At 33.1% G+C, this 25,125-nt stretch carries 22 protein-coding genes, 2 tRNA genes and 1 riboswitch; of the genes, 12 read left to right on the top strand and 12 right to left on the bottom strand.

The window, feature by feature from the left end:
- On the top strand, window positions 1-274 hold a 274-nt coding region (locus tag B0A81_RS21735; RefSeq protein WP_208861304.1), incomplete at its 5' end, for a hypothetical protein.
- Between the two features lie 83 nt (window positions 275-357).
- Here B0A81_RS21735 and B0A81_RS04625 read toward each other — a convergent pair.
- Complete coding sequence (locus B0A81_RS04625) at window positions 358-645, bottom strand: hypothetical protein (RefSeq protein WP_089056936.1); 288 nt, start codon at window positions 643-645, stop codon at window positions 358-360.
- A 479-nt stretch (window positions 646-1,124) separates the two neighbouring features.
- On the opposite strand from B0A81_RS04625, the gene B0A81_RS21535 reads away from it, so the two are divergent.
- Together B0A81_RS21535 and B0A81_RS04605 are read left to right on the top strand one after the other, a co-directional pair.
- Window positions 1,125-1,343, top strand: coding sequence for a hypothetical protein (locus B0A81_RS21535; protein ID WP_123922160.1), 219 nt, complete (start codon window positions 1,125-1,127; stop codon window positions 1,341-1,343).
- Between the two features lie 551 nt (window positions 1,344-1,894).
- Complete coding sequence (locus B0A81_RS04605) at window positions 1,895-2,449, top strand: hypothetical protein (protein ID WP_089056932.1); 555 nt, start codon at window positions 1,895-1,897, stop codon at window positions 2,447-2,449.
- Between the two features lie 186 nt (window positions 2,450-2,635).
- Here B0A81_RS04605 and B0A81_RS04600 read toward each other — a convergent pair whose 3' ends face one another.
- From B0A81_RS04600 to B0A81_RS04565, 8 genes are all read right to left on the bottom strand, one after another.
- Complete coding sequence (locus B0A81_RS04600; protein ID WP_089056931.1) at window positions 2,636-3,730, bottom strand: Ppx/GppA phosphatase family protein; 1,095 nt, start codon at window positions 3,728-3,730, stop codon at window positions 2,636-2,638.
- Between the two features lie 131 nt (window positions 3,731-3,861).
- A tRNA-Met gene (locus tag B0A81_RS04595) sits at window positions 3,862-3,934 on the bottom strand.
- A gap of 128 nt (window positions 3,935-4,062) precedes the next feature.
- Window positions 4,063-4,587, bottom strand: a complete 525-nt coding sequence (locus B0A81_RS04590; protein ID WP_089056930.1) for a DUF4269 domain-containing protein — start codon at window positions 4,585-4,587, stop codon at window positions 4,063-4,065.
- A 3-nt stretch (window positions 4,588-4,590) separates the two neighbouring features.
- The gene (locus B0A81_RS04585) at window positions 4,591-6,117 is read right to left on the bottom strand and encodes an ArnT family glycosyltransferase (protein ID WP_089056929.1); all 1,527 of its coding nucleotides are present in this window, start codon (window positions 6,115-6,117) and stop codon (window positions 4,591-4,593) included.
- Between the two features lie 345 nt (window positions 6,118-6,462).
- Window positions 6,463-7,011 carry a DUF4494 domain-containing protein gene (locus B0A81_RS04580; RefSeq protein WP_089056928.1) on the bottom strand — a complete coding sequence of 183 codons (549 nt, stop codon included), beginning with the start codon at window positions 7,009-7,011 and terminating at the stop codon, window positions 6,463-6,465.
- Window positions 7,012-7,248: 237 nt separating this feature from the next.
- A complete protein-coding gene (locus B0A81_RS04575; RefSeq protein WP_089056927.1) occupies window positions 7,249-8,811 on the bottom strand; it encodes a PKD-like domain-containing protein in 1,563 nt (520 codons plus the stop codon).
- Window positions 8,812-8,820: 9 nt separating this feature from the next.
- On the bottom strand, window positions 8,821-9,978 hold the full coding sequence (locus B0A81_RS04570; RefSeq protein WP_089056926.1) for a YncE family protein: 1,158 nt from the start codon (window positions 9,976-9,978) through the stop codon (window positions 8,821-8,823).
- 33 nt (window positions 9,979-10,011) lie between these two features.
- Window positions 10,012-12,081, bottom strand: coding sequence for a TonB-dependent receptor (locus tag B0A81_RS04565; RefSeq protein ID WP_244281278.1), 2,070 nt, complete (start codon window positions 12,079-12,081; stop codon window positions 10,012-10,014).
- Window positions 12,082-12,161: 80 nt separating this feature from the next.
- A riboswitch (cobalamin riboswitch) is annotated at window positions 12,162-12,399 on the bottom strand.
- 222 nt (window positions 12,400-12,621) lie between these two features.
- Between B0A81_RS04565 and B0A81_RS04560 the strand changes: the two genes are divergently transcribed.
- Window positions 12,622-13,572 carry a homocysteine S-methyltransferase family protein gene (locus B0A81_RS04560; protein ID WP_089056924.1) on the top strand — a complete coding sequence of 317 codons (951 nt, stop codon included), beginning with the start codon at window positions 12,622-12,624 and terminating at the stop codon, window positions 13,570-13,572.
- 308 nt (window positions 13,573-13,880) lie between these two features.
- Window positions 13,881-14,180 (top strand): hypothetical protein, encoded by a 300-nt coding sequence (locus B0A81_RS04555; RefSeq protein ID WP_089056923.1) that lies wholly within the window; start codon window positions 13,881-13,883, stop codon window positions 14,178-14,180.
- 93 nt (window positions 14,181-14,273) lie between these two features.
- Here B0A81_RS04555 and B0A81_RS04550 read toward each other — a convergent pair.
- Window positions 14,274-14,345, bottom strand: a tRNA-Glu gene (locus B0A81_RS04550).
- Between the two features lie 629 nt (window positions 14,346-14,974).
- Here B0A81_RS04550 and pnuC point away from each other — a divergent pair.
- From pnuC to B0A81_RS04515, 7 genes are read left to right on the top strand one after another with little or no spacing between them, the layout of a single operon-like run.
- Complete coding sequence (gene pnuC, locus B0A81_RS04545) at window positions 14,975-15,550, top strand: nicotinamide riboside transporter PnuC (RefSeq protein ID WP_089056922.1); 576 nt, start codon at window positions 14,975-14,977, stop codon at window positions 15,548-15,550.
- Window positions 15,537-16,532 (top strand): AAA family ATPase, encoded by a 996-nt coding sequence (locus B0A81_RS04540; protein ID WP_208861303.1) that lies wholly within the window; start codon window positions 15,537-15,539, stop codon window positions 16,530-16,532. Before pnuC ends, B0A81_RS04540 begins: the two co-directional genes overlap by 14 nt.
- A gap of 24 nt (window positions 16,533-16,556) precedes the next feature.
- Window positions 16,557-18,149, top strand: coding sequence for an AAA family ATPase (locus B0A81_RS04535; RefSeq protein WP_199170248.1), 1,593 nt, complete (start codon window positions 16,557-16,559; stop codon window positions 18,147-18,149).
- On the top strand, window positions 18,137-19,108 hold the full coding sequence (locus B0A81_RS04530; RefSeq protein ID WP_123922159.1) for a hypothetical protein: 972 nt from the start codon (window positions 18,137-18,139) through the stop codon (window positions 19,106-19,108). The genes B0A81_RS04535 and B0A81_RS04530 overlap by 13 nt, the downstream gene beginning before the upstream one ends.
- Entirely contained in the window at window positions 19,101-20,861 is a 1,761-nt protein-coding gene (locus tag B0A81_RS04525; RefSeq protein ID WP_089056920.1) for a hypothetical protein, read from the top strand. Before B0A81_RS04530 ends, B0A81_RS04525 begins: the two co-directional genes overlap by 8 nt.
- A complete protein-coding gene (locus tag B0A81_RS04520) occupies window positions 20,854-21,435 on the top strand; it encodes a hypothetical protein (protein WP_089056919.1) in 582 nt (193 codons plus the stop codon). The genes B0A81_RS04525 and B0A81_RS04520 overlap by 8 nt, the downstream gene beginning before the upstream one ends.
- Window positions 21,422-22,780 carry an AMP-binding protein gene (locus B0A81_RS04515; RefSeq protein WP_089056918.1) on the top strand — a complete coding sequence of 453 codons (1,359 nt, stop codon included), beginning with the start codon at window positions 21,422-21,424 and terminating at the stop codon, window positions 22,778-22,780. The genes B0A81_RS04520 and B0A81_RS04515 overlap by 14 nt, the downstream gene beginning before the upstream one ends.
- Before the next feature lie 313 nt (window positions 22,781-23,093).
- On the opposite strand, the gene B0A81_RS04510 is transcribed toward B0A81_RS04515, so the two are convergent.
- Both B0A81_RS04510 and B0A81_RS04505 read right to left on the bottom strand, forming a co-directional pair.
- Window positions 23,094-23,648, bottom strand: coding sequence for a porin family protein (locus B0A81_RS04510; RefSeq protein WP_089056917.1), 555 nt, complete (start codon window positions 23,646-23,648; stop codon window positions 23,094-23,096).
- An 88-nt stretch (window positions 23,649-23,736) separates the two neighbouring features.
- Entirely contained in the window at window positions 23,737-24,891 is a 1,155-nt protein-coding gene (locus B0A81_RS04505; protein ID WP_089056916.1) for a helix-turn-helix domain-containing protein, read from the bottom strand.
- Window positions 24,892-25,125 lie beyond the last annotated feature (234 nt).

Below are 25,125 nucleotides of genomic sequence, written 5' to 3'. Positions count from 1 at the left end.
AATCTATGTTAAAGCGAATTTTGATTATGAAAAAGTGAATACAAAATTTAAGCTGTTTAAATTTAGATTTGATATAGTAAATGGTTATTTGATTAATAAATTTATAATTTACATAATCACCTGTTTAGGATTTATCTTATATAATGTAAATCCTTTTCAAAAAGAGAGATTTGATTTTCTTTCAATTGTTTTTATTAGTGTTATGGCAATTTGTCTATTAATGTTTGTAAAAATTACCCCAACTAATCCGAGTAGAAATAACTACAATGGCTAGTGCGATGCTTTTGACTTGTACTCATAATGTCAAGCAGACAAAACAAGTCAATAAAAAACCGAGCAATTGCTCGGTTTTTTGTTTTAAGAAAGTTGCTGTTGCAAATTAGCTTTTAGTATGAAAGCGTCCAGAAACTCTTTAACGAGTGATTTTTTTTGGTCGTTTAGTTTTTCTACTTTCTCGAACTGTAATAAGAGTTCGCTGTCTTGAATATTGTTTTTGGCTTTGTCCTGAATCGTTCCGTTTAGTAAGTAATCGGGTGATACTTCCAAGGCTTTAGAAATACGATTAAAAACATCTGCAGAGGGTACTGCACCGCTCCGCAAAGAGTTCTCACAAAAAGCTGCGCAAATGTCTTTGACTTTGCGCATTTTTTTTTATTTCTTAGAAATTATAATGGTGCTAAAAGTCTCCCGACTTTTTACGATTGTTATTAAAATAAATCTCTATAATTTGTATTAATTTAGTTTTAAAGTCAGAGACTTTTAGAACTTTACATTTTTTAAGAAGAAAGATGAGGTAGCGCAAAGTCGCAGACATTTGCGCAGCGCTTGCGACGAACACTTTGCAGAGTAGGTTAATTCAAGGATTAAGTTCGGGAGTCAAACAACAAAAAAAATAATTAATGATTTATAAATTAAGTTTATCAGCAATATTAATAAAGCTTTTATTAATTGGGATAGCATTCAATTGTTTGTTTTATTTTGCTGCTAAAAATTTTGATTTTGTAATTTATGTCTTTTCTTTTATAATAATTGTTGGATTAGAAGTTTTGATTTTCTTCTTAAAACCCTTTTTATACAAAATCGTTATACTTGAAAATTCAATCTGTTTCTGTTACAAAAAATTTTTGATAAATAGTTTTTCTGAAAAAGTAAAGAAAGAACAACTTAGTTTCTCATACAAACCTGAAATAGGAGCCAGAGGAAGTGAAGCTGATGAATTAAGATTTTACATTAACGGAAAGAATATAACTGGAATAGGAAGAGGTTTTGATGGATGGAAGCAGGAGATTATACATGATATTATCGAAGAATTCGAAAACTTAAACATTAAACAAAAGATCTAATTAAAAAGTTGCAAATGGAAGTAATATGTGATACTGGTATTGGCATTTTTATGATCATTTTTGGAATAGGAATTATTGTTTTTATGTCAAAAAGACCATCTTCATATCCACTATTAAGTGTAAATTTTAGGGGTTATGCTGGAGGTGTTGCCTTTATACTGTTAGGTATAATATGCATATTAAATAAACTGCATTTATGGTAGATAATGGTCATACATTGCTCGTAATAATTTATTCGGAGCTCCGCGAAGAGTTCTCACAAAATGCTGCGCAAATGTCTTTGACTTTGCGCATTTTTTTTATTTCTTAGAAATTATAATGGTGATAAAAGTCTCCCGACTTTTTTACGATTGTTATTAAAATAAATCTCTATAATTTGTATTAATTTAGTTTTAAAGTCAGAGACTTTTAGAACTTTACGTTTTTTAAGAAGAAGATAAGGTAGCGCAAAGTCATTCCCGAAAGCTTTCGGGTTTGCGCAGCGCTTGCAATGAACACTTTGCATTGCTGACTCTAGATGAAATAAAAGAACAAACGCAAAATGAAAGATAATGAAACAAAAATTAAATAAAGAATTTTATACAACGATTGGATTTGCAGTGTTTATATTTGTATTGACATTTTTCTTTTTTAAAGAATATGTTCTCCAATCTTCTTCAATATTAGGAAGTCTTTTTTCTAGTATTGCAGGTGTGTTTTTAAGTTTTTGCCTTACATGGTTCTTAAAAAATAAAAGCCTCTTTCAAAAACTAATTGTTCTCCTGATTTATGTTGTTTTTATTGCGGTTTTTGCTTACTCCAAAAATAATAATTTAATAGCGGATAGTCCTGTTGGTAAAACAAATATAAATTCTGTTTGTGGTGACTGGGTTACAAAGGAAAATGATCTAATTCTTAAACTGAACATTAATGGTAAAGAAATGAAAATGAACTTTTATCCTAATAATAAGCAATTGGTTTTTGAGTATGAAATAAAAGGTCAAGTAATTGATTTCTTTAATGATGATGATGTCTCTAATTTTCAATGGAAAATTTTAAAGCTCACAACTGATTCATTAGTTGTACTTGAAAAAAAACAGATTTTAAAATTTAAAAAGGAAAAATGAGGGTAATTGGTAGTGTATCAGATTAGTTTTTTTTACCCCACTCCGCGAAGAATTCTAACTAAATAATTACGCAAGTATTCATTTTTTGTTCAATAAAAAAGCTCCAGATTTCTCTGAAGCTTTGATGAGTTTAAAATGCAAAATCGAATAACAATTGTGCAATATATGTGTACTAAATAGTGATCTTTAAAAATTAGTATTTACTTTTTTAGAGCGATCGGCAATGTAAGAGATCAGCCAAGTTACCTGTCCTTCTTTTACAAAATATATCTTCTTTGTTTCTAAGTTTGGAATGCTTTCTAAACACGTTACCAATATGTTGTTTGCTGAGATAAGGTATTTCTGGTCATAAGTACTTAAAACTCTCGCCATTTCTTTGTTGGTTTTGGCAAGGTTTGTAAATTTTCCAAAGTTATTTTTCAGAATAGCATCATAATCGATAACATCTTGAAGCGTTAAAGGAATGTAATGGTCTTTAACGTTTTCATCATAATAAAGCGTTGAAAATGCCCAAACAGCACCGCCAGATAAATATAATTTATCTTTTTTCATTAAAAGTGGATTCGCGTCAAACAGCTCTTTAGTCTTCTTGCGTAATTTTGGATTAAAATCAAAAGACTTTTCTTGATAGGTTGACATGTCATTAAGCTGACTTTTATTGGTTACTGTTTTTTCTACAGCATCAGTAAGTGTCATGGTGCCAAAATCAAGTTCTAAAGGAATGAATTCTAATTTATTGTCTTTAAGTTCGTCAATATAACCGCCTTTAGTAGTTTGAGCACCAATATCTAGAAGAAAAGCATTTGCATAATCAACAGGCGGTATTGCGCCTTTAACTAACGTTTTAGCTTCTTCATTACCATCAAGTATTTCAAGTTCTTTGTTAGTAAGTGAAGTAATTTTGCTTTTTAAAACATCAAAGTTGCTGGCAGATGTAAAGACAGGAGCGGCAACGATAAAGATATTTTCGTCGAGCATTTTATAGTCGGCTTTAATTTTTTTTAATTGGTCGACAATAGTAAGACTCGTTTTGTTTATGTCTTCAGGAGTAAGTTTTCCAGAAGCGCCAATATGATCGGCAAACGGAATTCTTTCTGTCCAGAAAGAAAGTATTTTATAATCAGCTTTTTTAATATTATTTACATCAACAACAGAAACTTTAATGGCTCTGCGTCCAATTTCAATTCCAGCATAAATACTTTTTTGTGCAAATGAGTTGAGAGTGAAAAATAAATTTAAAAGAATAAAAAATAGAACTTGGGGTTTGTTTTTTTTAAGCATTGGATTTTAATTACGATTATAATATAATTTATTTTTTATTGAACAAAGGCTGTAGGTAGTCTATGTGTTTATAATAGTTTAAGTTGTGGTTTAAAAAAAAAGCCTCAGATTTCTCTGAAGCTTTGTCTTAGTAGCGGGAACAGGACTCGAACCTGTGACCTTCGGGTTATGAGCCCGACGAGCTGCCTACTGCTCTATCCCGCGATGTTTCGGGTGCAAAGATAAGCACTAAATACGGTTATGCAAAGAAATAACTGAAAAATTTTGAATTATTGGTTATTAGTTTGTAATTATCTGTATTCTAATGTATTGTATTTGGTGTTTGTTCTGGGTTAGATTTTATAATCCAGTAATTCAGTATAAGGATCGTTTTTTAATCCCAATAATTTACCAAAAGCAGGTTCTGTTTTGTAACCATTTTGCTTGAGCGCAATGATTTTTAATCTGAAATTCTCATCTCTTGACTGTAGAATTTCATGCTCAATAAGCATATGTTTATAGGCGTTTTGATTTTTAGTGGGAATATTTTGCCCGAAGATCTCTATTTCAAAACCATCAATTTTAAAATTTGCAATTACAGATTCATTGTTATTGATCAAGCTGTTTCTAATTTTAAACTCAGGTTTCGTACTAAAAGCCATAGAAATTTTGGTTATAAAATCGGTTTTGTTTGTCCAGTAACAAATAATATCGAGATCGCTGTTTTCAATATCAATATTTATAGGAATGGTACCGGTTAAAATAGGATCAAATTCAGATAGGATTTCTAAAATCTTATTTTGAGTTAAGATTTCATAAACTCGAACTTGCTTTGAATTTCCTGTTTTTAAATACGTAATAGAAGTAAAATCAATCATTTTTTAGTCGGCATAATTTTTTTCTTCTTTGATTTCTTGCTCCAGTCTTTTGTTGATGTTGATTTTGGCATTCGTAAAAACAAAAATGGTTGTTTTGTATTCTCTTGCATATTGGTTTGTTATTTCACCAGCGATAAAAGCAGCTTGAAAATACGGACTTGTTTCGGCAAGTTCATTACTGTTTTCTTCAAATTCCTTAATTCTAATCAAGTTTTGGTATTTGATATTCAAATTAAACCAATTCACATAATCAGCATTAAAAGAAACAGCTTTTATTCCTTTTTGAGTATAAAAATTTATTGCTCCCGCTTGTCCGTAATTATCACAAAGCACTAATGTGTTTTGTGATTTTGGGAATAATGCATAAACGGAATCTGTTTTTCGGGCAAGTTCTTTCCAACCCAGCATATCGGCAAAATCTTGCGGCAGTTTGTGATCTTTTCCATCTTCCCAGCGAAGCATTCCTAGTTTTTTATACTTCTCAGGATGTTTTACAATGTATTCTGGCGTTTTGTTTGGAAACGCAATATTGTACATCGGAATAAACAATAATATCGGAATGGCAGCAAATACATATCGCAAATAATATTTCCATCCTTTTTGTAATACTTCAGAAAGAAATACGGCTCCAAAAGCAATATAAATAGGATATAAACCAATGGCGTAATACGCTTTGGCTTTGAAATAAATAAAGACAATGAGCGTAAAAATTATCGACCAAAAAAAGAACCTGTATTTTGCAAAAGGTTTGTAAAGCAGTAAACTGTATAATGCGGCCAAAAGAACAAAAATAGATCCTATAAAAAACAAGAGTTGTTCTTTTAGAAAATCAAGACGATCTACATTTACCAATTGAGTTTCTGCCAATTCTTTCATATGATGCACAATTGGAAAATGATTGTTATACTGCCACAATAAGTTCGGAAGTATTAACAGAAGTCCTAAAAGCAGGGCAGAATACAGCTTTTTTTCGGCCAGTATTTTTCTTTGGCTTGATAGCAAAAGTGCTGGTAAAAGACCAATCAGCAGGAAAAGAATATTGTATTTGTTTAAAAAACCAAAAGCAAATACTATTGCGCCTATATAAAACCATTTTGATTTTTGAGTCGTGATATATTGAATTACGATATAATAAAACATTGTCCAGCACAAAACGTCCAGCGAATTGGGTTGATACAACATATTTATTCTTAAAAGAGACGAAAACAAAATGCATATTGCACCAAGAACCAATGCATAAAAACTTCCTTTTAAAATCTCAATTGTTTTCCAGACAAATAAAAGTGTCAGTGCGCCAAAAAGGGCAGGGAAGAACTTGACCCAAAAAACGGAATTTCCGAGTTGAAATATAAGATAAGAAAACCATGAAGTAACGGGAGGAACAGATAAATAGCCCCAAGCCAAATGGTGCGCCTGATCGAGATGTAAATATTCGTCGCGCTGTAAATCATATTCCGGACTTAAAAGCGTGTACTGTAAAACAAATTTTAAAATGATAAATCCAATTAAAACAAGTGTTTTTTTTGTCATGGAGTTTTTGGTTTAGTGTGCAAGTGCTTTTAGATCAGTTTTGTAATAACGAATATATGATTTATTTTAATTTTATAATTAATAGAACTGCGTTGCTTGTAATTATTTTTAACACATAGAAACATAGTTATGGCAACCTAAAATTAGGCGTTTTACTTTTAAAAAAAACACATAGCTTTTCTATGAGAAAGAAATATGTTTCTCTTTTTTGCATTCTTTTTAATTTGATAATCTATCTCGATAGCGATCGGGACAATGTGTTAAATTTTGTGTTGGCTGATAAAAAAAAGCTCCAGATTTCTCTGAAGCTAATTTGTAATTTTAATTTTTTGGAGTTTAAGAAATTTATTCCTCCGATGCAGTTTCAAATTCCATGTGGTCTATTGTTTCTTCATCTGGTTTTACAGTTTTAGAAGCTTTTAGAGCATTGAATCTTTCCAGCATTTCAGTTTCTCCTTCTTCACCGCTGAAGTATGGGAAAACGTCCATAATTGGCGATTCAGAAATGGCAGGAATCGAATATTCTCCCATAGTGTTTTTCATAATATGAATCGTATTGTCATAAGCTTCTCTCACATCATTTGCCTGAATCAGCATATACATATTCGATTTTCTTTCCTTTCCGCTTTCTTCGTCATAAGCGATCAAAGAAACTTTTGATCTAAACCAGCGATCTGTGTTTTCAAAAGGATGAATCTCAGCGTAATTTGCCACTTTTATGTTCGTGATTTTGAATTCTTCACTTATATAAGCAGCCATTTCTTCATTGATTCTTCTTTCAGCTTCTGTATAAGATACTGCATCTACCAAATAAGGTTCTGTTAGTACTTTTTGGCCTCCAGTTTCATCTGTTTTTCTATATTTTACTTTGCATTCGTACCAAATTGCGCTCATCTCTTTAATTTTTTTAAGGATGCCAAAGATAGATTTTACAGGAAAATAAACTCATAAAATACACAAATAGATATTCACAATTTGAGTGTGATTTAGGTAAAGTATTGATTGTTTTGTTTTTAAGTCAGCTTTAGAAGCGTAATTATTTCTCAGCCGCAGATTAGAAAGATTTTCAGGCATAAAAAAAGTCTCAGAGATTCTGAGACTTTCCTTTATTCAAAAAATAAGAATGCTGTATTATGGTAAATTTAAATCTTTAAATCCTGAAACTTCTGTTGAAACTTCTCCAAGCCATCCGCCTTCAGCACGGTTAGAATTGTAAACTTTAATAAAGTCAACTCCTTTTAGTTTTACAGATTCTCCTTTAGCATTTACAGCCCAGCTTATATCGATTTGACCTCTTACATCAGCATTAGCCCAGTTGTCAGTATAACCCCATTCGTAAGCAGGATTTGCCCAGTTGTTTCCTTTTCCGCCAGATTTATCGTAAATGTTAGATTTTAAGAAAGTTCCTTTAAAAGTTACAGTGTTTCCTTTCCATAAAGGGAAAAACGTTTGTTTGTGAAATTGGTTTTTTGCTATATAACCAGTTTGTCCTTGATTGTCAGTCCAACGAATGTAATTTGGTTCATTCGGATTAGTTGGTTCAGCTTCTGGCTTATAATACGTCATTTCGTAATTTTTGATAGTCGTCGCTTTATTGTGTTCAGAACCTGCAATTTCAAACCATTCATCATCCGCTTTTCCGTTACCATTTGCATCGTATGAAACCATAACAATTCCGGGTTCAGCCCAATCATTAAATGCATTACCCAGAACTACAAAATCATTCCCTTCTTTATTGATAATTGTATGGTCGAAACCAAATTGCACATAACCTCCAAATCCTCCAAGACTGATCATGTTTCCTGCTGTTAAAGCTGTTTCGGCTTTTACACGCATTGTTTCGTCAGTATCTGTGGCAGTTGCAGCAGGCAGAGCATTTACAAATTGTCCTGGAGCAGGAAAGAAGTCAAAAACACGTGTAATTTTGTTTAAATATGCTTTTTCGGCAACTGTAACGGTGAAAGATTTAGAGCTTTCGCCAACTCCATTTTTAGCTTTAAACTCGATATTGTAAGTTCCTGCAGCACTAAAAATATAGAACAAATCAGTCGTTGCAGCAACCTCTTGGCTGTTTACAATCCATTTATAAGTGGCATTTGCAGCGTTTGTTAATTGAGGCTGAACTTTAAACCATTGCATTTTATCTACAGCAAAACCACCAGCCGGGTTTGGCAGTGTAATTTCTGGAGCGCTTGCTACAATGCTGATTGTACGGCCATCTGCAAAAGTAAAAGTCATAATTCCGTTTGCCAATGCAACCGACGTAATTTCTGCCGCGTCTTTTCCTTTTTGACCAGAAGCAGAAACGCCAGTGTCTACAGCATCAACAAACCAGTTTCCGTTAGCTCCAATAGTAATTTTTGCAGCTTCGCCTTTGGCTCCGCTTTCACCTTTGGCAGATTTTCCAGTATCAACACCATCGATCCACCAGTTTCCGTTTTCGCCAATTTTTATAAACGATGAGGTATTGCGGACATTTAATTTAGATCCGTCGCTCATTGTGATTACATAACTTCCGTCTTTAGTTTCGTAGTTTACCACATACAACCTTTTGTTTAATACATCAAGCAGGTTTTCGTATTGTGCCATTCGGCTTTTCAAATCATTGACATCATTTTTTAGATCATTAATATCGTCTTTATAACAGCCCGAAAGAAGCAGGACAACTGACAATGCAAGTAGAATTTTCTTCATTTTTAAAATTTATGGATTAATTATTGTTTTTTTTGTTTTAAAGGCAAAATGTGCAGGAATATCTCCTGTTGTAACCGTGAATTTTGTATTTCCGTTTTTATCAATACAGTACAATTTTCCGGGAGAAACATAATCTCCAGCATCTGTTATAAAAACATTTAGAGAAACAGGATCAACAGCAAGTCCGTATGGTGTTTTAATCTCGTCGCTGACCGCTTTAGGTAAAAAGCTTTCTGTAAGTAAAGTTTCGGTTTTAACATTAATTAAATTGTAGTTTATGATATAATCGAAGGTGCTGTAATTAAATTCAGATCCAATTATATAAGCTTTGTCGCCAACGATAGTAAGATTGGAGCAGGCAATATCAAAAGTTTTTTTGATGCGGTCTGTTTTGGTGTCAATTACAAATAGTTTGGAAGGAATATCATAATAATCGCCGCGAGAGCTTACATACAAATCTCCATCTTCATCAGCTTCAAGTCTGTGCAGATTTATGGCAACATCAATATCTTTTATTTTGGTAAAAGTTTTTAGATCGATTACAGAAACCGTTCTTTCATAATTTGGCGGACTATATCCTCCTGAATTGGCAACATAAAGTTTATTGCCTACAACAGCCATTTTTTCGGGCTGGCGGCCTACTTTCACCGTTTTTGTGATCGAAAGAGAAGTGGTGTCTATTTCGGCAACAAAACCATTTGGCGAATTTTCTCCCAATTGTACTTCACCGTCATAGGCGCTTGCGTAAGCTTTTCCGTTGGCAAAAGTTATGTATCGGCAATTTTTGACATCAATTACTTTAAGGCGTTTTGCGGTAACAACATCCATAACTTCAATTTTGTTTGAATTGTTGATAACAGAGTATAATTTTGAACCGTAAATACCAATGTCGTTTCCTACATCGCCTAAACCTAAAGTCGCATCAGGATTTGCCTGACCATAAACATTACGCTTGTAACTTCCGGTTTCATAATCGTAATAATCTAATGAAGCTTTATTCATGTTCATATTCCCCTCGTTCAAAAGATAAAAACCTTGTACGGTTGTAACAGTTTCGGGCGGTAAAACTTCTACTTCTTCTCGAATAATAGGATCGTCCTCCTGACATCCTTGAAAAGCTGCCGCCGCAAAAGCGAGTAAAAGCCAAAATTTGAAATTTGTTTTCATTGCTGAGAATTTATTTAGTGTTGTTGTTTTATTTTAAAAATTTAGAGAAAGACTTAATCGATAGTTTCTGCCCGGCATAGGAAAATTGAGTACCACATCATAATATTGATTGAATAAATTATTGACTTCGCCACTTAATTTTACAGGGATTTTTGAGAATTTTCCATTCCAAATAAGAGCCATATCGCTCGTGTACCAAGGTTTAACATAATTAACAGGAATGTTTGCTTTTTGACTGTAACGCTCACCGGTATATATAAAACTGTAGTTAAGATTCCAGTTTTTCCAGTTGATAGATGAGGTTATTGTACCGCTGTTTTCTGGTGTATAAGGAATTTGGTCGCCGTAAGTTGTGCCTTTTGCAGTAATATCGATTGCTTTTTGATACGTATAGCTTAAGCCTAAATCTAGAAATATTTGCTGCGGAAATTTAAAAACGAAATTGGTGTTTAGTTCTAAGCCGCGAATATCAACTTCGCCCAAATTCATCATTGTCCATCTAAAAAGGTTAGATGACGGCATTGCGATAATTTTATCTTTTACACGATTGTAATAAACATCGGCTTGAAATGATACCGATTGCAGCATTTTTTTAGGCTCAATACTATAAGTAGTTCCCATATCATATTGCGTTGTAAATTCTGGACGCAAAGAACTGTTGCCTATAAAAGTGTAATATAAATCATTGAAAGTCGGCATTCTAAAAGACTCTTTGTAAAACGCTCGAACTCTGAAATTCTTTATCGCAAAAGGTTGATAAGAAGCTGATATAACAGGACAGAAAACATGCTGACTATCGCCTTGCTGATAATATTTAACCTGTTCATCGATATAAGCTCCAAGTAAATTGGCTTGAATATCAAGTCGTTTCCAATGCATTTCGCTTGAAATAACGCCTAAATAAGAATATCGGGTAGGATAGGGAAAACGGTATAAATTGGCATCAAGCGTATTAATGGAGAAATCTGCTGCAAGCGACATTTTCCACCAATCTTTTATAGTGTAGAGATTGACAACCGAAGCGTAAAATTCGTTTTGATAATATTTATTGTCCAATGCACCTTCAAGCGTTTTATAATCAGGATCGATATAACGGCTGTAGTCTCTGCTGAATTTTACATTGGTAAGCATTTCGTGTTTTTCGAAAAAGGAATTCTGTACAGAACCATGAATAAAAAAATTACGATCCCATTGCCTTTGCACATGCTCATATCTATTGGCTAGAATTGCGCCCGGAAGTCCTCGTTCAGAATCGTAATAATAAGCCTTAATGTTTGCCAGAGCGTTCGAGCCAAATTTGGTATGCAGGTTCAATTCCGCCCGAAGTGCAGTTATATCTCCGTTTTGGCGAACTGCAGTTGTATCATAACCGTCTTTTTTCTGATAGCGGTATTTGTATTTTCCATCGGCTTTAAGCCATTCAATATTGGAGGAAAGTGCTGTTTTAGAACTTATTTTTTGCTGATAAAGAACAGAAGGATTCACTAATCCAAAAGATCCAGTTTTAAAAGAAGTTCTAATATTTGTGGTTTTACCCGATTCAAAAACAGGAATTTTTGTTTTAAGTAAAAGTGTACTTGAAGCAAAAAAACCTCGTGCAGGCTGAAAAATTGTAGACTTTTGACCATTATAAAGTTCGATAGCTTCAATATTGTCCAAAGAATATTTTCCTAAATCAACTTGACCGTTTTGTGCATTTCCAACCGTCATTCCGTCATAAAAAACTGCCGTATGAGCGCTTCCTAAACTTCGAACGTTTATGGTTTTTAAACCGCCAATTCCGCCGTAATCTTTCAATTGAACACCCGAAAAATAACGAACCGCATCCGCAACCGAAAGACTGTTTAGCGCTTCGAGCTGTTTGCCCGATAAAATCTGAACAGGCATAGGCGATTCTATCCTAAACTCGCGTTTGCTCGCGGTTAGAATCACTTCGTTTAACACAAGTGGTTTTAAAGAGTCTCGCTCTTTAGTTTTAGGATTATCCTGCGCCAAAATCGGATTCATAAATAAAATCCATAATAAGGCACATAATCCACAATGCAGCAGGCTTGAATACCTGTTTTTACATACGTGCATAGCAAAATAGTCTATTTGTGACAAATAGTTTTAAACGGAAAAAATGAAATCAAATGTTTAGTTTGATAAATGTGTTTGTCTTTAAAACTCTGGTCCGCGAGAGCCTAAAATTATATGCAGTGGCAGGTCTCCTGACTTATTCCCATTTTGAGCCGCCTTCCCACATTTGATGAAAATGCAGTGGCAAAAGATTTGATTTCGAAAGCCAAAAAAAGCTCTCCTAATCTGTCAAAATGTTGCATGGAATTTACAGTAACGGGCTTGTTCAGGATTTGCACCTGATTCCCTCTTCGTTAACTGCCCTTGAAAAGTTGCAGTTAAACCATTGCGGGTGCAAAAGTAAATAAACTCTTTATGGTTATGGTTATGTTTTTGAAAAAAAGTTTTTTAGGAATTCTGTAGCTTTTTGAAACTTAAGGTGATAAAAAACTAAAAAACAGCTCTGAAAATATTCTTAAAAAGAGAAAATGCTTGATTTTGCTTTTTATTTAAAGAAACTGAAATTTTGTATATTTATAGTGTTATTTGTTTGATTTTTAATTGTTTGTGTTTAATGCGATGAAGATGAAAAAGACTAAAAATACACTGCCAAACGAATCTGAAGATTTGTTTTTAACCGATGGCGGACTCGAAACAACATTGGTTTTTCTTGAAGGTTTTGATCTGCCTTATTTTGCTGCTTTTGATATATTAAAAGATCAAAAAGGCCGTGAAAGTATGAAAAACTATTATTCTCGGTATTTAAAAATTGCCGAAAAGTATAAAACCAATTTCATTTTAGAAAGTCCAACTTGGCGCGCAAATCCAGATTGGATTGAAAAAATTGGATACTCAAAAGATTCCTTATTTGAGTTGAATAAAAAAGCAGTTTCGCTGTTATCAGATTTAAAAACAGAATTTTCGAATACGGTAAAATCTATTCTTGTAAGCGGCTGTATTGGTCCTCGAGGCGACGGTTATGTGCCTGATAATTGTATGAATGCCGAAGAAGCAAAACAATATCATTTGGCACAAATAAAAGTTCTAAGCCAACTGCAGGTTGATTTTGTTTCGGCGCTTACCATGAATTATATCGAAGAAGTGATTGGTATTGTTCAAGCCGGAGAAGCAGTTAATTTGCCTGTAGTTATTTCGTTTACAGTCGAAACCGATGGAAAACTGCCAACCGGAATGAGCCTAAAAGAGGCAATCGAAAAAGTAGACAAAAGTGTAAATATTCCGCCGTTGTATTATATGATAAATTGTGCGCATCCTACGCATTTTGTAAACGAACTGAAAGAGAATGCAAATGAAAATTGGGTAAAAAGAATAAAAGGTTTTCGAGCAAATGCATCTTGTAAAAGCCATGCCCAATTAGACGAATCAACAGAGTTAGACCGCGGAATTCCTAATGATTTGGGTAAAGAATACAAACACTTAAAAGATACTTTTAGTCACTTAAATGTATTTGGCGGTTGCTGTGGCACTGATGAAGAACATATTCACGAGATTGTAAAGCAATTGAAAGTAATTTAAAACAGCTTTATAATTCTAAATAGAAATAACTCACCTCTTTGATTGCACTATATTTTAACACATCGAAGTATAGATTTCTTACTTTAAAAAAGGCATTTCACTCGTCTAAAACACATTCCGTCCCGAAGTTCCGAAATCGGGACTATCTATGCGAAAGAAATGAGTTTCTTTTTTGTCCCCTTATCAAGCATATAAAATCTATGTTTCTATGTGTTTATTTTTTTTTTGATGTTATCGTGTAAGATAACCAAATATTGAAAAAAAACATCAAAATTTGAATTGAGAGAAAAACGAATACAGAAAAAATAATGGAGACAAAAGAAACTAAAAGTTTAGAGGATATAAAGCAGTATTTCAGAGTTTTAAAAAGAGCAAGCGGCAATAACGAAGGATTTAAAACAGAAACCAAATTTTCAACCTATTATGAGCTCGGTTGTATGATTAATAATATGCTGAAATTGTGTGTTTTGGGACTTGAAAATGATAATAATTCCTCAATTAATGTTGGATTAGTATTAGAACACGTTATCGAATTATTTCCTTTAGACGAATTTGAACTATTGGATAAAATCAATCAACAGTTTGCTGGAGAATCTTCGCTCGTTTAAAAGTTCTTGTAAAAAGCTTTGTAGATATTTGTCTGATTTCGGACTTCAAACTAAAGTAAAAAAAAAAGCTCCAGATTTCTCTGAAGCTTTTTGTAGTCCGTGGGGGAATCGAACCCCCCTTACCAGGATGAAAACCTGGCGTCCTAACCGATAGACGAACGGACCTGTTTTGCTATTGCGGGTGCAAAAATGCAACTATTTTTAAAATACACAAAAGGATTTTGGAAAAACTTTTTTTCAGTTATACTGAAAATAACATGTTTTAAAATAAAAATCGGCAAACAGAATAAGTTAGTTAAAATGTATTTGTTTGGTTAATAACAGGTTATTTTACACTAAATAATGAGATAAAGCAGATTTTTGTTCGGGTAAATATTTTCAATAAAATTTAAAAATATTTGCTTTTAAAGAATATTCTTTCGAATTTTTCATGATTTTTTTGAAAAGTTCAGCCGAAAATAAATGTCAAAACCTCCTTTTTTAGACAATCGTATAGTTTTTCCTTCGTCCATAATTTGAAACAACACATCAAAAACTGATGGATCTGTTTTTCTAATTTCTTAAAATTGCTTGTGCTAATTATGCTCTTTATAGTTTATGATCACAATCGCTTTTGGTAATTTTTTATCTTTTTTAAATCTCCATTTTACAGACAATAAGAGGGTTAATGATTCTAATTTGTTCAAAAAGCAGCAGCAGTTAAAAAAGTGCTTAAAGAAAGAGATGCGAATTGTTCAAATGTTATTCGTTATCAATTAAAATTTTGATTCATTATTATATATTTATACCCAATTATGGATACAACTTTAGAAATATTTGGCGCATTTTTCGGCTTTATGGCTGTTTATTTTACTATTAAACAAAATATCTGGTGTTGGTATTTTGGTTTACTTCAAGTAATATTATATTGTTTTATTTTTTACACAGCCAAATTATATTCAGATATGATTTTGCATGTTGTTTATGTTTTTCTGCAAGTATTTGGCTGGTATAATTGGAAATATGGCGGTTCAAATCACAGTACATTGCGTATAACATTGATAAAAAATGAAACGTTTTGGATTGGTTCAACCATTTTATTATCCTTTTGTTTAGGTTATATAATGCAGACAAAAACCGATGCATCTTTTCCTTACGAAGATGCTTTTATAACCATTGCAAGCCTTGTTGCTCAATATTTAATGATTAAAAAAGTATTGCATTCTTGGATGTTTTGGATAGTTGTAGATGTAGTTGCCATAGGCGTATATTGGTACAAAGGTTTGTATTTTACAACAGGTTTATATGTGCTTTTTTTAATTATGGCAGTAATTGGTTATCTAGAATGGAGAAAAGTATATAATGAAGAATTTGAATATGAGCGAGCATAAAGTTGGATTAACACTAGGTAAGTTTGCGCCTTTTCATAAAGGACATCAATTATTAATAGAAACGGCTGTTAATGAAGTTGATGAATTAATAGTGTTAATTTATGATGATCCAGTAATAAATATTGCTTTGGCAGCCAGAGCAGCTTGGATACGTGAAATATACCCGAAAATTGTAGTCATCGAAGGTGTCAATTCGCCAAATGATACTGGTTATACACCAGAGATTATGAAAATTCAGGAAGATTATGTTTTAAGTGTTTTAGGTAATCGTACTATTTCGCATTTTTATTCGAGTGAGCCTTACGGCGTGCACATGAGTATTGCGCTGAATGCGATAAATAGGCAAGTTGATGTTAGTCGGAATATTATTCCAATCTCTGCCACAAAAATTAGAAAAAATTCATTTGAAAATAAGGAATTTATTCATCCCATAGTTTATAAAGATCTGATAACAAAAGTGGTATTACTTGGTGCTCCATCAACTGGAAAAACAACGTTAGCAGAAAAATTAGCTTTCCATTTTGATACCCAATGGATGCCTGAATACGGAAGAGAATATTGGGAGAAGCATCAAATAAATAAAAGACTAACTTTAGAAGATCTTTTAAAAATTGCTGAAACCCACATTGAGAGAGAAGATGCTCTTGTGCTGCAGTCAAATCGAATTTTGTTCTCAGATACTAATGCGATTACGACCTATTTGTTTTCGCTGGATTATCATGGAACGGCACTTGCAGCTTTAGAAAATTTAGCAAAAGCAGCAGAGAACAGGCACGATATTATTTTTGTCTGCGATACTGATATTCCTTATGATGACACTTGGGATCGATCTGGTGATGTGAAAAGAAAGGAATTTCAGCAAAAAATAATAGAAGATTTAAACAATAGAAATCTTAAATATTATATGCTCAGTGGTACTATCGATGAACGAATTGAGCAAGTATCAAAAGTATTATCTGCCTCAGAGAATTGTAAATTTTAAATAACTTAGAATCAAAATATAGCTATGTCTGATTTATTAAATAAAACGATGGGATTTTTTAAGAAAGTTCCAGAATCACCTACGAATCCGCAAGATGTCAAAAGCAATAATAAATTTCAAGTAGAAGATCTTTATTCAACTGATGATCTTCAAAATGAATCAAGTGATGCAATTACTTTAGATGAGAAATTGCGCCAAGCGTATTTTTGGATCGCTAATACAGCCATTATAAGTCCGTATTATGATATCGAATTTAATGACAGCGATCCTAAAAAGTTTTTATTTGGAGACAGTAAAGTACCCGTTTATCTGCCTACAGATCAAAGCTATTCTAGTTTTGTATTAATGCCTCTGTTAAATTTAGCCGTAAGAGGTAAATGTCTTATTGTTGGAGGGCCAGGTCGCGGAAAAACAGCTACTTCTGTTTTGATGGGTTTACTGGCTGGCTATGATAATAAAGATGTAATGCGAGCCATTCAGCATGGTCAGCCTCAAATGACGATTTCAGATTTATTAGGACATCCATTGCCTTCGGATATGGTAAAAGCCGAAAAGACTTCGGATATTCGAATTGCTTGGCGAAAATGGTTAGGCATGAGAGTAAAAATTATTGATGAATATAATCGAATTCCAACCAGAACACAATCCGCTTTATTAACTGTACTGGCCGATAACTACGCTGAAATTTTTGATCAGATTTATGAATGTCCTGATGGCGCATGGTATCTAACGGCTAATGATGATGCAGGCGGAGGAACTTATCAGGTTATTGAAGCCTTAAAGGATAGAATTGATATTGTTATTAGAGCTATGCACTTTAATACAAGATTTGTTGAGGATTTATTGCAGCGCATCGAGCTCAATTTTAAGCCGGAAGCAATAATTCCTGAAGAAATTATTTTTACCGAAGAAGAGTTAACAACTGTAAATAAACAAATTAGAGGGATTCAAATAGATCCGGAATTACGTAAACGTATCGAGTTTTTCTGCCGTCAGTTTGAATTTTTTGAGCCGGCATCTAACCGACTAGAATATATGACCAAAGACACAGCTAAATTATCTGGTATGGATATGCGTGTTCTTTTTAGGAAAGAGACAGGAAAAGATCCGATTAAAGATTTAGGTTCGCAGGCAAAGAATGGTTTGTCTGTTAGAAAAATTATGACATTACTAATGTTTTCTAAAGCATTGGCTTATTTTAGAGGAAATCGAAAAGTAGAATTAGAAGATATTAGACAAGTCCTGCCATTTGTTTTACATGACAGTTTGACGCCGCATTTAGAATCTCCATTTTTCGATCAAATAGGCAATGAAGTTTACAGAGTAGATAGAATTGTGTGGCTGCGAAACTTATTCGATTTGTCTTGCGATGAATATGTGAGTCAGGATTTGGATAGAAATGATCCAGTTGACCGATTTGAAGAGGAATTTAAAAAAGGTCTTGAAAATATATCTTCAAAAGAAATTGATAATCGACTTTTAAGTATTGAAAAGCAGCTGCAAAAGTGGTCTGAAGAGAAAAAGCTGTACGGTTACCGAGCTGATGATATTTTGAAGTTAAAATATCTGCATCAACGTTATACCAATTACAAAAGATGGCTGCAATGGAAAAAATAAGCTTTCAACCACTTATTGCAGAATTAAGCGAAAAAAGCACGTTGTACAATCGATGGTACAATGAGAGCGAAATGAAATATGGCAATTTGCCTGCTCATGTAATTACGAGTTGGATGGTAGAAGTTGTTGAACCAATTGTAAAAGAAACGACTGCTTTAAATTCAGCTCCAGAAAAAATTCATGAAATCGTAAAAGCGCTTTATCAAGAATCATTGAAGTTAATTGGAAACGGATCTGCAATTCGCTATAAAGACGAATACAAAGAAGCTTGGCTGTTAATGGCGCAAATGCCAAACTTGGTTGTGAAATTTCCCGTAAAAGTAATTTCATTGTTAAATGACGTTCTTTTTAATCTGCATATATATGCACCAGAAAAAATAATAGATTGGTGTAATCTAATCAAGATCAGCAGCTCTGAGATTAAAACTATTGAGGATTTTAAAATTGTGGGACGTATTTATGCGTGGAGATGTGGTTTGGCGCATTTGAGGATTCGTTTAAACACAGATTTTGAAGAACTTTCTGAGAATCTGCAAGAAATAGTTCGTAACGCGATAAGTTCAGACAAAAGTTCGATTCAGCTTTTTAAAAATCCCTGGGCGAATGAAAAAGCAAAATTTGAAGGCGTACAAGGCGGTTTTAAAGATACAGATGGATTTTTTGAAAATCCGCCGAGACTAGCAAAAATTGATGGAAACATATTTGTAACCGATTCGAAAAGCAGTTACGCGCTTTTTGCAGACCAATTTGGAAAAGTTTTGGTTCCTGCAAATTCTGTAGATGCATCTCTAATTTTATCAAATTCTAGTCGATTAGATAACTTGGAGAAATGGCTTGGAAAAGGCAACGAAAAAATTGATACAAGAAAGATTTCATCTTTTGCGACAACAGAAAACACATTGGTTTTAACGTTGCAAAATTCTTATTTTTTATACTTATTCAGTCTTGGAAATGCATAATCAATCTGAAATAAAAGAAACATTAGCCGCTTGGAAATCGTGCTGGCAGCAGGCAAAACTGGAGTGGAATCCTTTACTGCGCTTGCAAGAACCTATTTGGTGTTTGTCGCATCAGGAAGCTCAAAAAGAAGGGCTTTCGAGCAGCTTTGCAATGATTCGGTTAACAGATCATCGCATTGTTATAAACTTAGAAGAAATTACAGAACGCGGTATTGTCGATTATGCTGTTGAGGTATTGGCACACGAAATAGGTCATCACATTTTTGCACCTGCAAATTTATACGACAACGCTGTTTTGTTGAATCGAATTCGTTTTGCTTTACCCGGTATTGAGGATCGAGCACCTATGGTATCAAATTTATATACTGATTTTTTAATCAATGATAAATTACAACGCGTCAATAAATTAAAAATTTCAGAAGTTTATAAAGCGATTAATTCAGAAGATAATTTTTCTGAATTATGGACATTAATGATGCGTACTTATGAATATTTATGGCGTTTGAAACGCGGTGAATTAGCAGTGAATTTATCATTTCACAGTAAAAAAATAGATGCTGATGCTTCATTATTAGCTTCTTTGGTTAGAAGTTATTCAAAAGGCTGGATTCATGGCGGCGGAAGATTTGCGGTAATGTTATATCCCTATTTAATGGATGACAAAACGTTTAAAGATGCACGTAAAAAGATTTTGATACTATTAGATGCAGAAGATGCAGGCAAAGGAGCTATGGATATCTCGGGCATGACAGAACTTGATTTAGAAGGCTATGATGAAATAGTCGATATGCGAAAAGAAGCGATTAGTTTAAAAGAAGACGGAGGCAAGAAAAACAGCGATATTTTAGGTTTAGACGAAAATAAAAAAGGCGGATTTGGACCAAGAAATGGATATATGGGTCCGGGAAATTATATTGACTTAATGCAGCAAGTCAACCCAAATGCTGATGAGCAGAGTTTGGTTAATGCTTATTATAAGGAAATTGCTTTATCTCATTTAATCGATTTTCCTGTAGAGACTTCAGAAAATGTTTCTATGGATTTACCAGAAGGGTTGGAAACGTGGGATATTGGAGACGCCATCGAAGAAGTAGACTGGCTGCAATCGGCTATTTTATCACCTGCAATTATTCCTGGATTAACCACTCAAAAGAGAACTTACGGTGCAGACTCTGATAATAATATTTCAGAGGGACCTTTAGATGTATATATGGGGATAGACTGCTCTGGCTCGATGATGAATCCAAAAGAAAATTTTTCATGGCCGGTTCTCGCAGCAACAATCATTGGATTATCTGCTTTACGTGCTGGAGCATCCGTTATGGGGTGTTTATCTGGTGAACCTGGAAGTTATTTGGAAACAGATGGTTTTATTTCTGATGAAACAGATTTGCTAACTACCTTAACCTCTTATTTGGGAACTGGTTATGCCTACGGAATTGAGCGATTACGAAAACCATTTGGAGAAAAACCAAATAAAAAATCACATATTGTAATCGTTACGGACAATGATATATTCAGCATGTTAAATTCTGATACACAAACGAAACAAACACACTGGGAATTGGTCGAAATTGCATTAAAAAATGCTGGCGGGCACGGAACTATGGTTTTACATTCTTATCCAGATTACCAAAAAGATTTAGTAATACGATTAGAAAAAATGGGTTGGAAAGTATATTATGTCACAAACGAAGCTGAACTTTTAAAATTTGCATCAGAGTTTTCACAACAAAATTATGCCTATGTCTAAATATGATGTTTTTGAACTAGTGACCTATTTAAGAAAATGTCCAGACAGTTTTTTAAAGTCTTCGGATCTTCTTCTTAAAGATGGATTGAATTCAACAGCCTTAATTTGCGATACATACAGAATTGTAAGTAATGATTTTTTACGAACTGAATTTAACATACCAACAAATACTGATTTAAATCTTATTAAAGATAATCATTGGCTGGCAATTCATATTTCGGCGTGGCTTCTTAGTCATCAAGATTTTAAAAATAAGCCTTTAATAGCAGATAAACTCTATAATTTTTGGTTTGAAGAATTGCGTGAAGCTGCTGCATATGTAAAATTTAATGAATGGATTAATGATGATGAACGTGCGGAAGAAATGGTGCGTTTGCTGCTAAATTGTTGTGAGATCATACCTAACGGCGAAAATTATGATGAAGCGGCAGATAAATTATCTTCATTAAGCAGTGCAGACAGGCATAAAGTTTTAAAACAATCCTATGAAGCGCACGAAAGAATAATGGCAATTAAAAGAGAAATGGCAGAGAAAAAAGCCAGAGAAGCAGCAAATACTTATGGACGCGAGTAGTAATCCGCAAATTGCATTAACAGATGAGGAGCGTTTTCCGCTGCTTGACGATTTAAGTTTTTTAAATGAACTTAGACAAGATGCTTTTGCTCCAAAATTTAATTTTAAAAGCGGTGATCGATTAAATGCAGTACAACTTTCAAAAGTTCATTCCTATAAAAAAAAGTACTATGATAAAACAGTATTTTGGAACGAAGGACAAACGCCAATTTGGATAAATGACTATTTAAAATGGTGTCTTAAAACAGTACCTTTTTATGACAAAAAAGGCACTGATTTAGATTCTTTTCCAACCATTTCCAGAGAAGACATTAGAAAATATCCTTATTTATTTGTTTCTAATGAAGCAAATTTAGAAGAGTTGTTAGTCTATCATACTTCAGGATCCACAGGGCCAAAGTTAGATGTGCTTTTTGATGCAGTTTCCCAAGCGAATTGGCTGCCGCAAATAGAATCTGTTTTAAAAGATTTTGACATTCATATAAAAGAAAGTAAAAATACAGCAGCAATTGCTTTGATTTGTGCGCAGCAAAAAACATTGACATACGCTTCTTTATCAACCTATTTAGAAGGAGCTGGTATTTTAAAAATAAATCTAAATCCGTCAGATTGGAACCATCCTGATGATTGTAAAAAATACCTTGAGAAATATAATCCGCAAATTCTTACTGGTGATCCAATCGCTTTTACAGCATTATTAGATTTAAAGCCAAAACTGAATCCAAAGGCCTTAATATCCTCTGCTATGAAGCTGACAAAAGGCACCAAAAGCAAATTGGAAAATTATTTTAAATGCCCTGTTATTGATCTTTATTCGTTAACAGAATGTAGAAACATCGCTTACGCTTCAGAAATTGGACATAAGGTTATTCGGCCAGATTTGTATTTAGAAATTTTTGATGAATATCAAGATGTGAAGCTTCCTTATGGCGAAAGAGGAGAATTGGTAGTTACCGGAGGCAGTAACCCTTTCTTGCCATTAATACGCTATAGAACGGGTGATTTTTGTAGTTTAAAGATAGAAAATGGAGTTCCGTTTTTAATAGATTTAGAAGCTCGAAATCCAATAGTTTTTTTAACAAAATCAAACGTGAAAATCAATAATATTGATGTTTCTAATCGTTTGTCTCAGTTGTCTTTGGCAGGATTTAAAATGCATCAACAAAAAGATAAGCTGATTCAGTTTGTGGGATATTCTAATGAACATACTTCGGAAGAAGTTGCTGAAGTATTGAATGCAATTTTTAAAAGTGATGCAGATATTCTCGTAGATATTCAAAAAATATCTCAAAATAATGCTGTAGAAAAGTCTCTGTATTCTTCAGATCTGCAGACAGATTTGTAATTATATAATAAACTGTCAATAGAGAAGCTGTCGTTTTAAAATACTACTTTAACTGCGAAATGTTTGTGAGTACTTTTCTTGAGTTTAGACTTTGAATTGTTTTATAAAATTTAGAAACTTAACACGACTGGAACTTGCATTTGTCACGACGGATATGATTTTGCTGAATCTGAAATAGAATAAAAAAACACCAGCTTTTTCAAGTGGTGTTTTACTTATTTTCAGGCAGTATTAAAATGTCTGACCAGTTTTTTAAAATTTTGATAATGTTGTTACAAGAATCTGAATTTCTTTTTAGATCGAATTGTAATTTTTAGAAAAAGAAATAACCAACAGATACTTGAAACGCTCTGTTTTTATTTTTGACAGAAGAATTATCTACATTATTAATGTCAGTTAATCCTAGATTATATCTTACGCCAAAATTAAGTCCGTTTTCAAGTTTATAACCTAAGCCAAAATTAACACCAAAATCAAAAGTATTAAACGAATCTTTTACATTTATCTTTTCATTTTTAGCTGCAAGTAAAAAACCTATTTGCGGTCCGGCCTCAACACTAAATCCTTTAGTTAGATAATATTTTCCCATTAAAGGAAGGTTTAAATAACTTAAGGCAATTGTATTATCCTTGAAGCTGTATCCCTGACCAGAATACATTAATTCAGGCTGAAAAGAAAACTTCTCAGAAATTGGAATTTCAGACAAAACACCTAAATTAAATGATGTTACGTAGTCAATACCTTTGGTATTATCTCCGCCGATAGTTGAGAAGTTTAAACCTCCTTTAGCACCAAATTTAATTTCTTGTGCATTAACATTTGCAAAGCCAAAAACTGTAAGAACAGCTAGTAATAATAGTTTTTTCATAAAAAGTGATTTGAATTATTTAGTCGCAAAATTGAGATAAGAAAAATTAGAAAAGGTTTCAAAAGCTCAAGAATGTATAAATTGGCACCTATTTACAGGTGTTTTTATATTCATTTGGTGTCTGGCCAGTAACTTTTTTAAAAGCTTTATAGAAAGTGGTTTTTGAAGTAAACCCAGATTCTAATCCCATCGCCAGTAAATTGTAATTTTCATAGTCAGAATTTGAAATCATTTCTTTGACAGCTTCAACTCGATAGTTGTTTATATAATTGGCAAAGTTGTCTCCAGTAATCGTATTTATAATTAGTGAAACATAACCCGCGCTTATGCCAAGTTGTTCAGCAACTTTTTCTCTGTTTAATGTGCTGTCAGTATAAATATGCTGCTCTTTGCAAAGAAGTTCTAGTTTTTGAAAATAAAGATTATCTGCCGTGATAGATTCTCTGTATTCTTCCGAGGTATTATTTTCTTCTGTTAGGCCGCTTTCTATAATTTGAAGGCTGCCAGATGAAAGCGCTAAATCGTTGTTTAGAAAATTATAGATGGCATCTTTGTTTTTGGCAAGTTTGTATTTGTAAATGCCTGCATAAGCTGTCCAATGAATTATAAATGTAGCAAATACAGCCAGCCAACTCATGGTAGAAGAAATATCTGCTTGAAAATAATAACCAGCCATATAGGTAGTCAGCCAGATAACCAAGAGCAAATACATGAAGGTTAATAAGGTAGTGACCCATTTTTTCTCTTGAGGATCTTTTAAATACCTTATCATAAAATAAGAATATAGAGGCAGAAACAAGACGATGATAACGGCCATTGAAAGCTGAATTATCCTAAGTATATTGATTAGAGGTATGCAGGCTTCAGGAATTTTATAAATTCCCGCTACAATGTCAAGACAGACTGTAACATTAAGAATACTGTTAAAGACAAATGGAATGTAATACAAATATGTTTTTTGTTTGTTTTTTACCGCATCATCAATGCGGTTTATAATAAACTGAAATGTGAAAACAGGTAATAGAAATACCCAATCGATAGCGTCTGTAAAACGTACTAAGGGATATGATTTAAACACACCTTCAAGTTCAAAAACATAATTTAGTAAAACAATGGAAAGCGCAAATAGTAAATAGGCTAGATATCTATTTGAATTGCTGTTGAATAAGGAAGATTTTAGAATAATGATGCCCAAGATTACTCCCTGAAAAATCGCAATATTTAAAATTGTGGTATAAATCAATTTTCTAAAGTAAAAGTTATTTTTATGATTTGTTTTGGGGCATAATGTTAACTAGTTATTTTCTAAAACATAGCTTATTTCATACTAATTAACGGAACGAATTTATGTTAATGCAAATGATTTTCTGAATGGATTAAGAAATGATTAACTAAAATGATAAAGAATTAGTAAGTATTCCGATTTAGGAAAAGAGAAGAAGTTCATAAGATAATTTTTACTTTGAAAAATGAAAAA

The sequence above is a fragment of the Flavobacterium plurextorum genome (genome assembly GCF_002217395.1).
Classification (GTDB): domain Bacteria; phylum Bacteroidota; class Bacteroidia; order Flavobacteriales; family Flavobacteriaceae; genus Flavobacterium; species Flavobacterium plurextorum.
Note: the sequence above shows the minus strand (reverse complement) of the source record. Positions and strands in the feature narration are given on the sequence as shown.

Coding starts and splice junctions, on each gene's coding strand:
- B0A81_RS04530 (WP_123922159.1), top strand. CDS start 18,137: ATGGAAAAAATAAGCTTTCAACCACTTATTGCAGAATTAAGCGAAAAA.
- B0A81_RS04600 (WP_089056931.1), bottom strand. CDS start 3,730: ATGCTTAAAAAAAACAAACCCCAAGTTCTATTTTTTATTCTTTTAAAT.
- B0A81_RS04590 (WP_089056930.1), bottom strand. CDS start 4,587: ATGATTGATTTTACTTCTATTACGTATTTAAAAACAGGAAATTCAAAG.
- B0A81_RS04575 (WP_089056927.1), bottom strand. CDS start 8,811: ATGAAGAAAATTCTACTTGCATTGTCAGTTGTCCTGCTTCTTTCGGGC.
- B0A81_RS04605 (WP_089056932.1), top strand. CDS start 1,895: ATGAAACAAAAATTAAATAAAGAATTTTATACAACGATTGGATTTGCA.
- B0A81_RS04560 (WP_089056924.1), top strand. CDS start 12,622: ATGAAAAAGACTAAAAATACACTGCCAAACGAATCTGAAGATTTGTTT.
- B0A81_RS04555 (WP_089056923.1), top strand. CDS start 13,881: ATGGAGACAAAAGAAACTAAAAGTTTAGAGGATATAAAGCAGTATTTC.
- B0A81_RS04580 (WP_089056928.1), bottom strand. CDS start 7,011: ATGAGCGCAATTTGGTACGAATGCAAAGTAAAATATAGAAAAACAGAT.
- pnuC (WP_089056922.1), top strand. CDS start 14,975: ATGGATACAACTTTAGAAATATTTGGCGCATTTTTCGGCTTTATGGCT.
- B0A81_RS04520 (WP_089056919.1), top strand. CDS start 20,854: ATGTCTAAATATGATGTTTTTGAACTAGTGACCTATTTAAGAAAATGT.
- B0A81_RS04535 (WP_199170248.1), top strand. CDS start 16,557: ATGTCTGATTTATTAAATAAAACGATGGGATTTTTTAAGAAAGTTCCA.
- B0A81_RS04570 (WP_089056926.1), bottom strand. CDS start 9,978: ATGAAAACAAATTTCAAATTTTGGCTTTTACTCGCTTTTGCGGCGGCA.
- B0A81_RS04625 (WP_089056936.1), bottom strand. CDS start 645: ATGCGCAAAGTCAAAGACATTTGCGCAGCTTTTTGTGAGAACTCTTTG.
- B0A81_RS04525 (WP_089056920.1), top strand. CDS start 19,101: ATGCATAATCAATCTGAAATAAAAGAAACATTAGCCGCTTGGAAATCG.
- B0A81_RS04510 (WP_089056917.1), bottom strand. CDS start 23,648: ATGAAAAAACTATTATTACTAGCTGTTCTTACAGTTTTTGGCTTTGCA.
- B0A81_RS04540 (WP_208861303.1), top strand. CDS start 15,537: ATGAGCGAGCATAAAGTTGGATTAACACTAGGTAAGTTTGCGCCTTTT.
- B0A81_RS04515 (WP_089056918.1), top strand. CDS start 21,422: ATGGACGCGAGTAGTAATCCGCAAATTGCATTAACAGATGAGGAGCGT.
- B0A81_RS04585 (WP_089056929.1), bottom strand. CDS start 6,117: ATGACAAAAAAAACACTTGTTTTAATTGGATTTATCATTTTAAAATTT.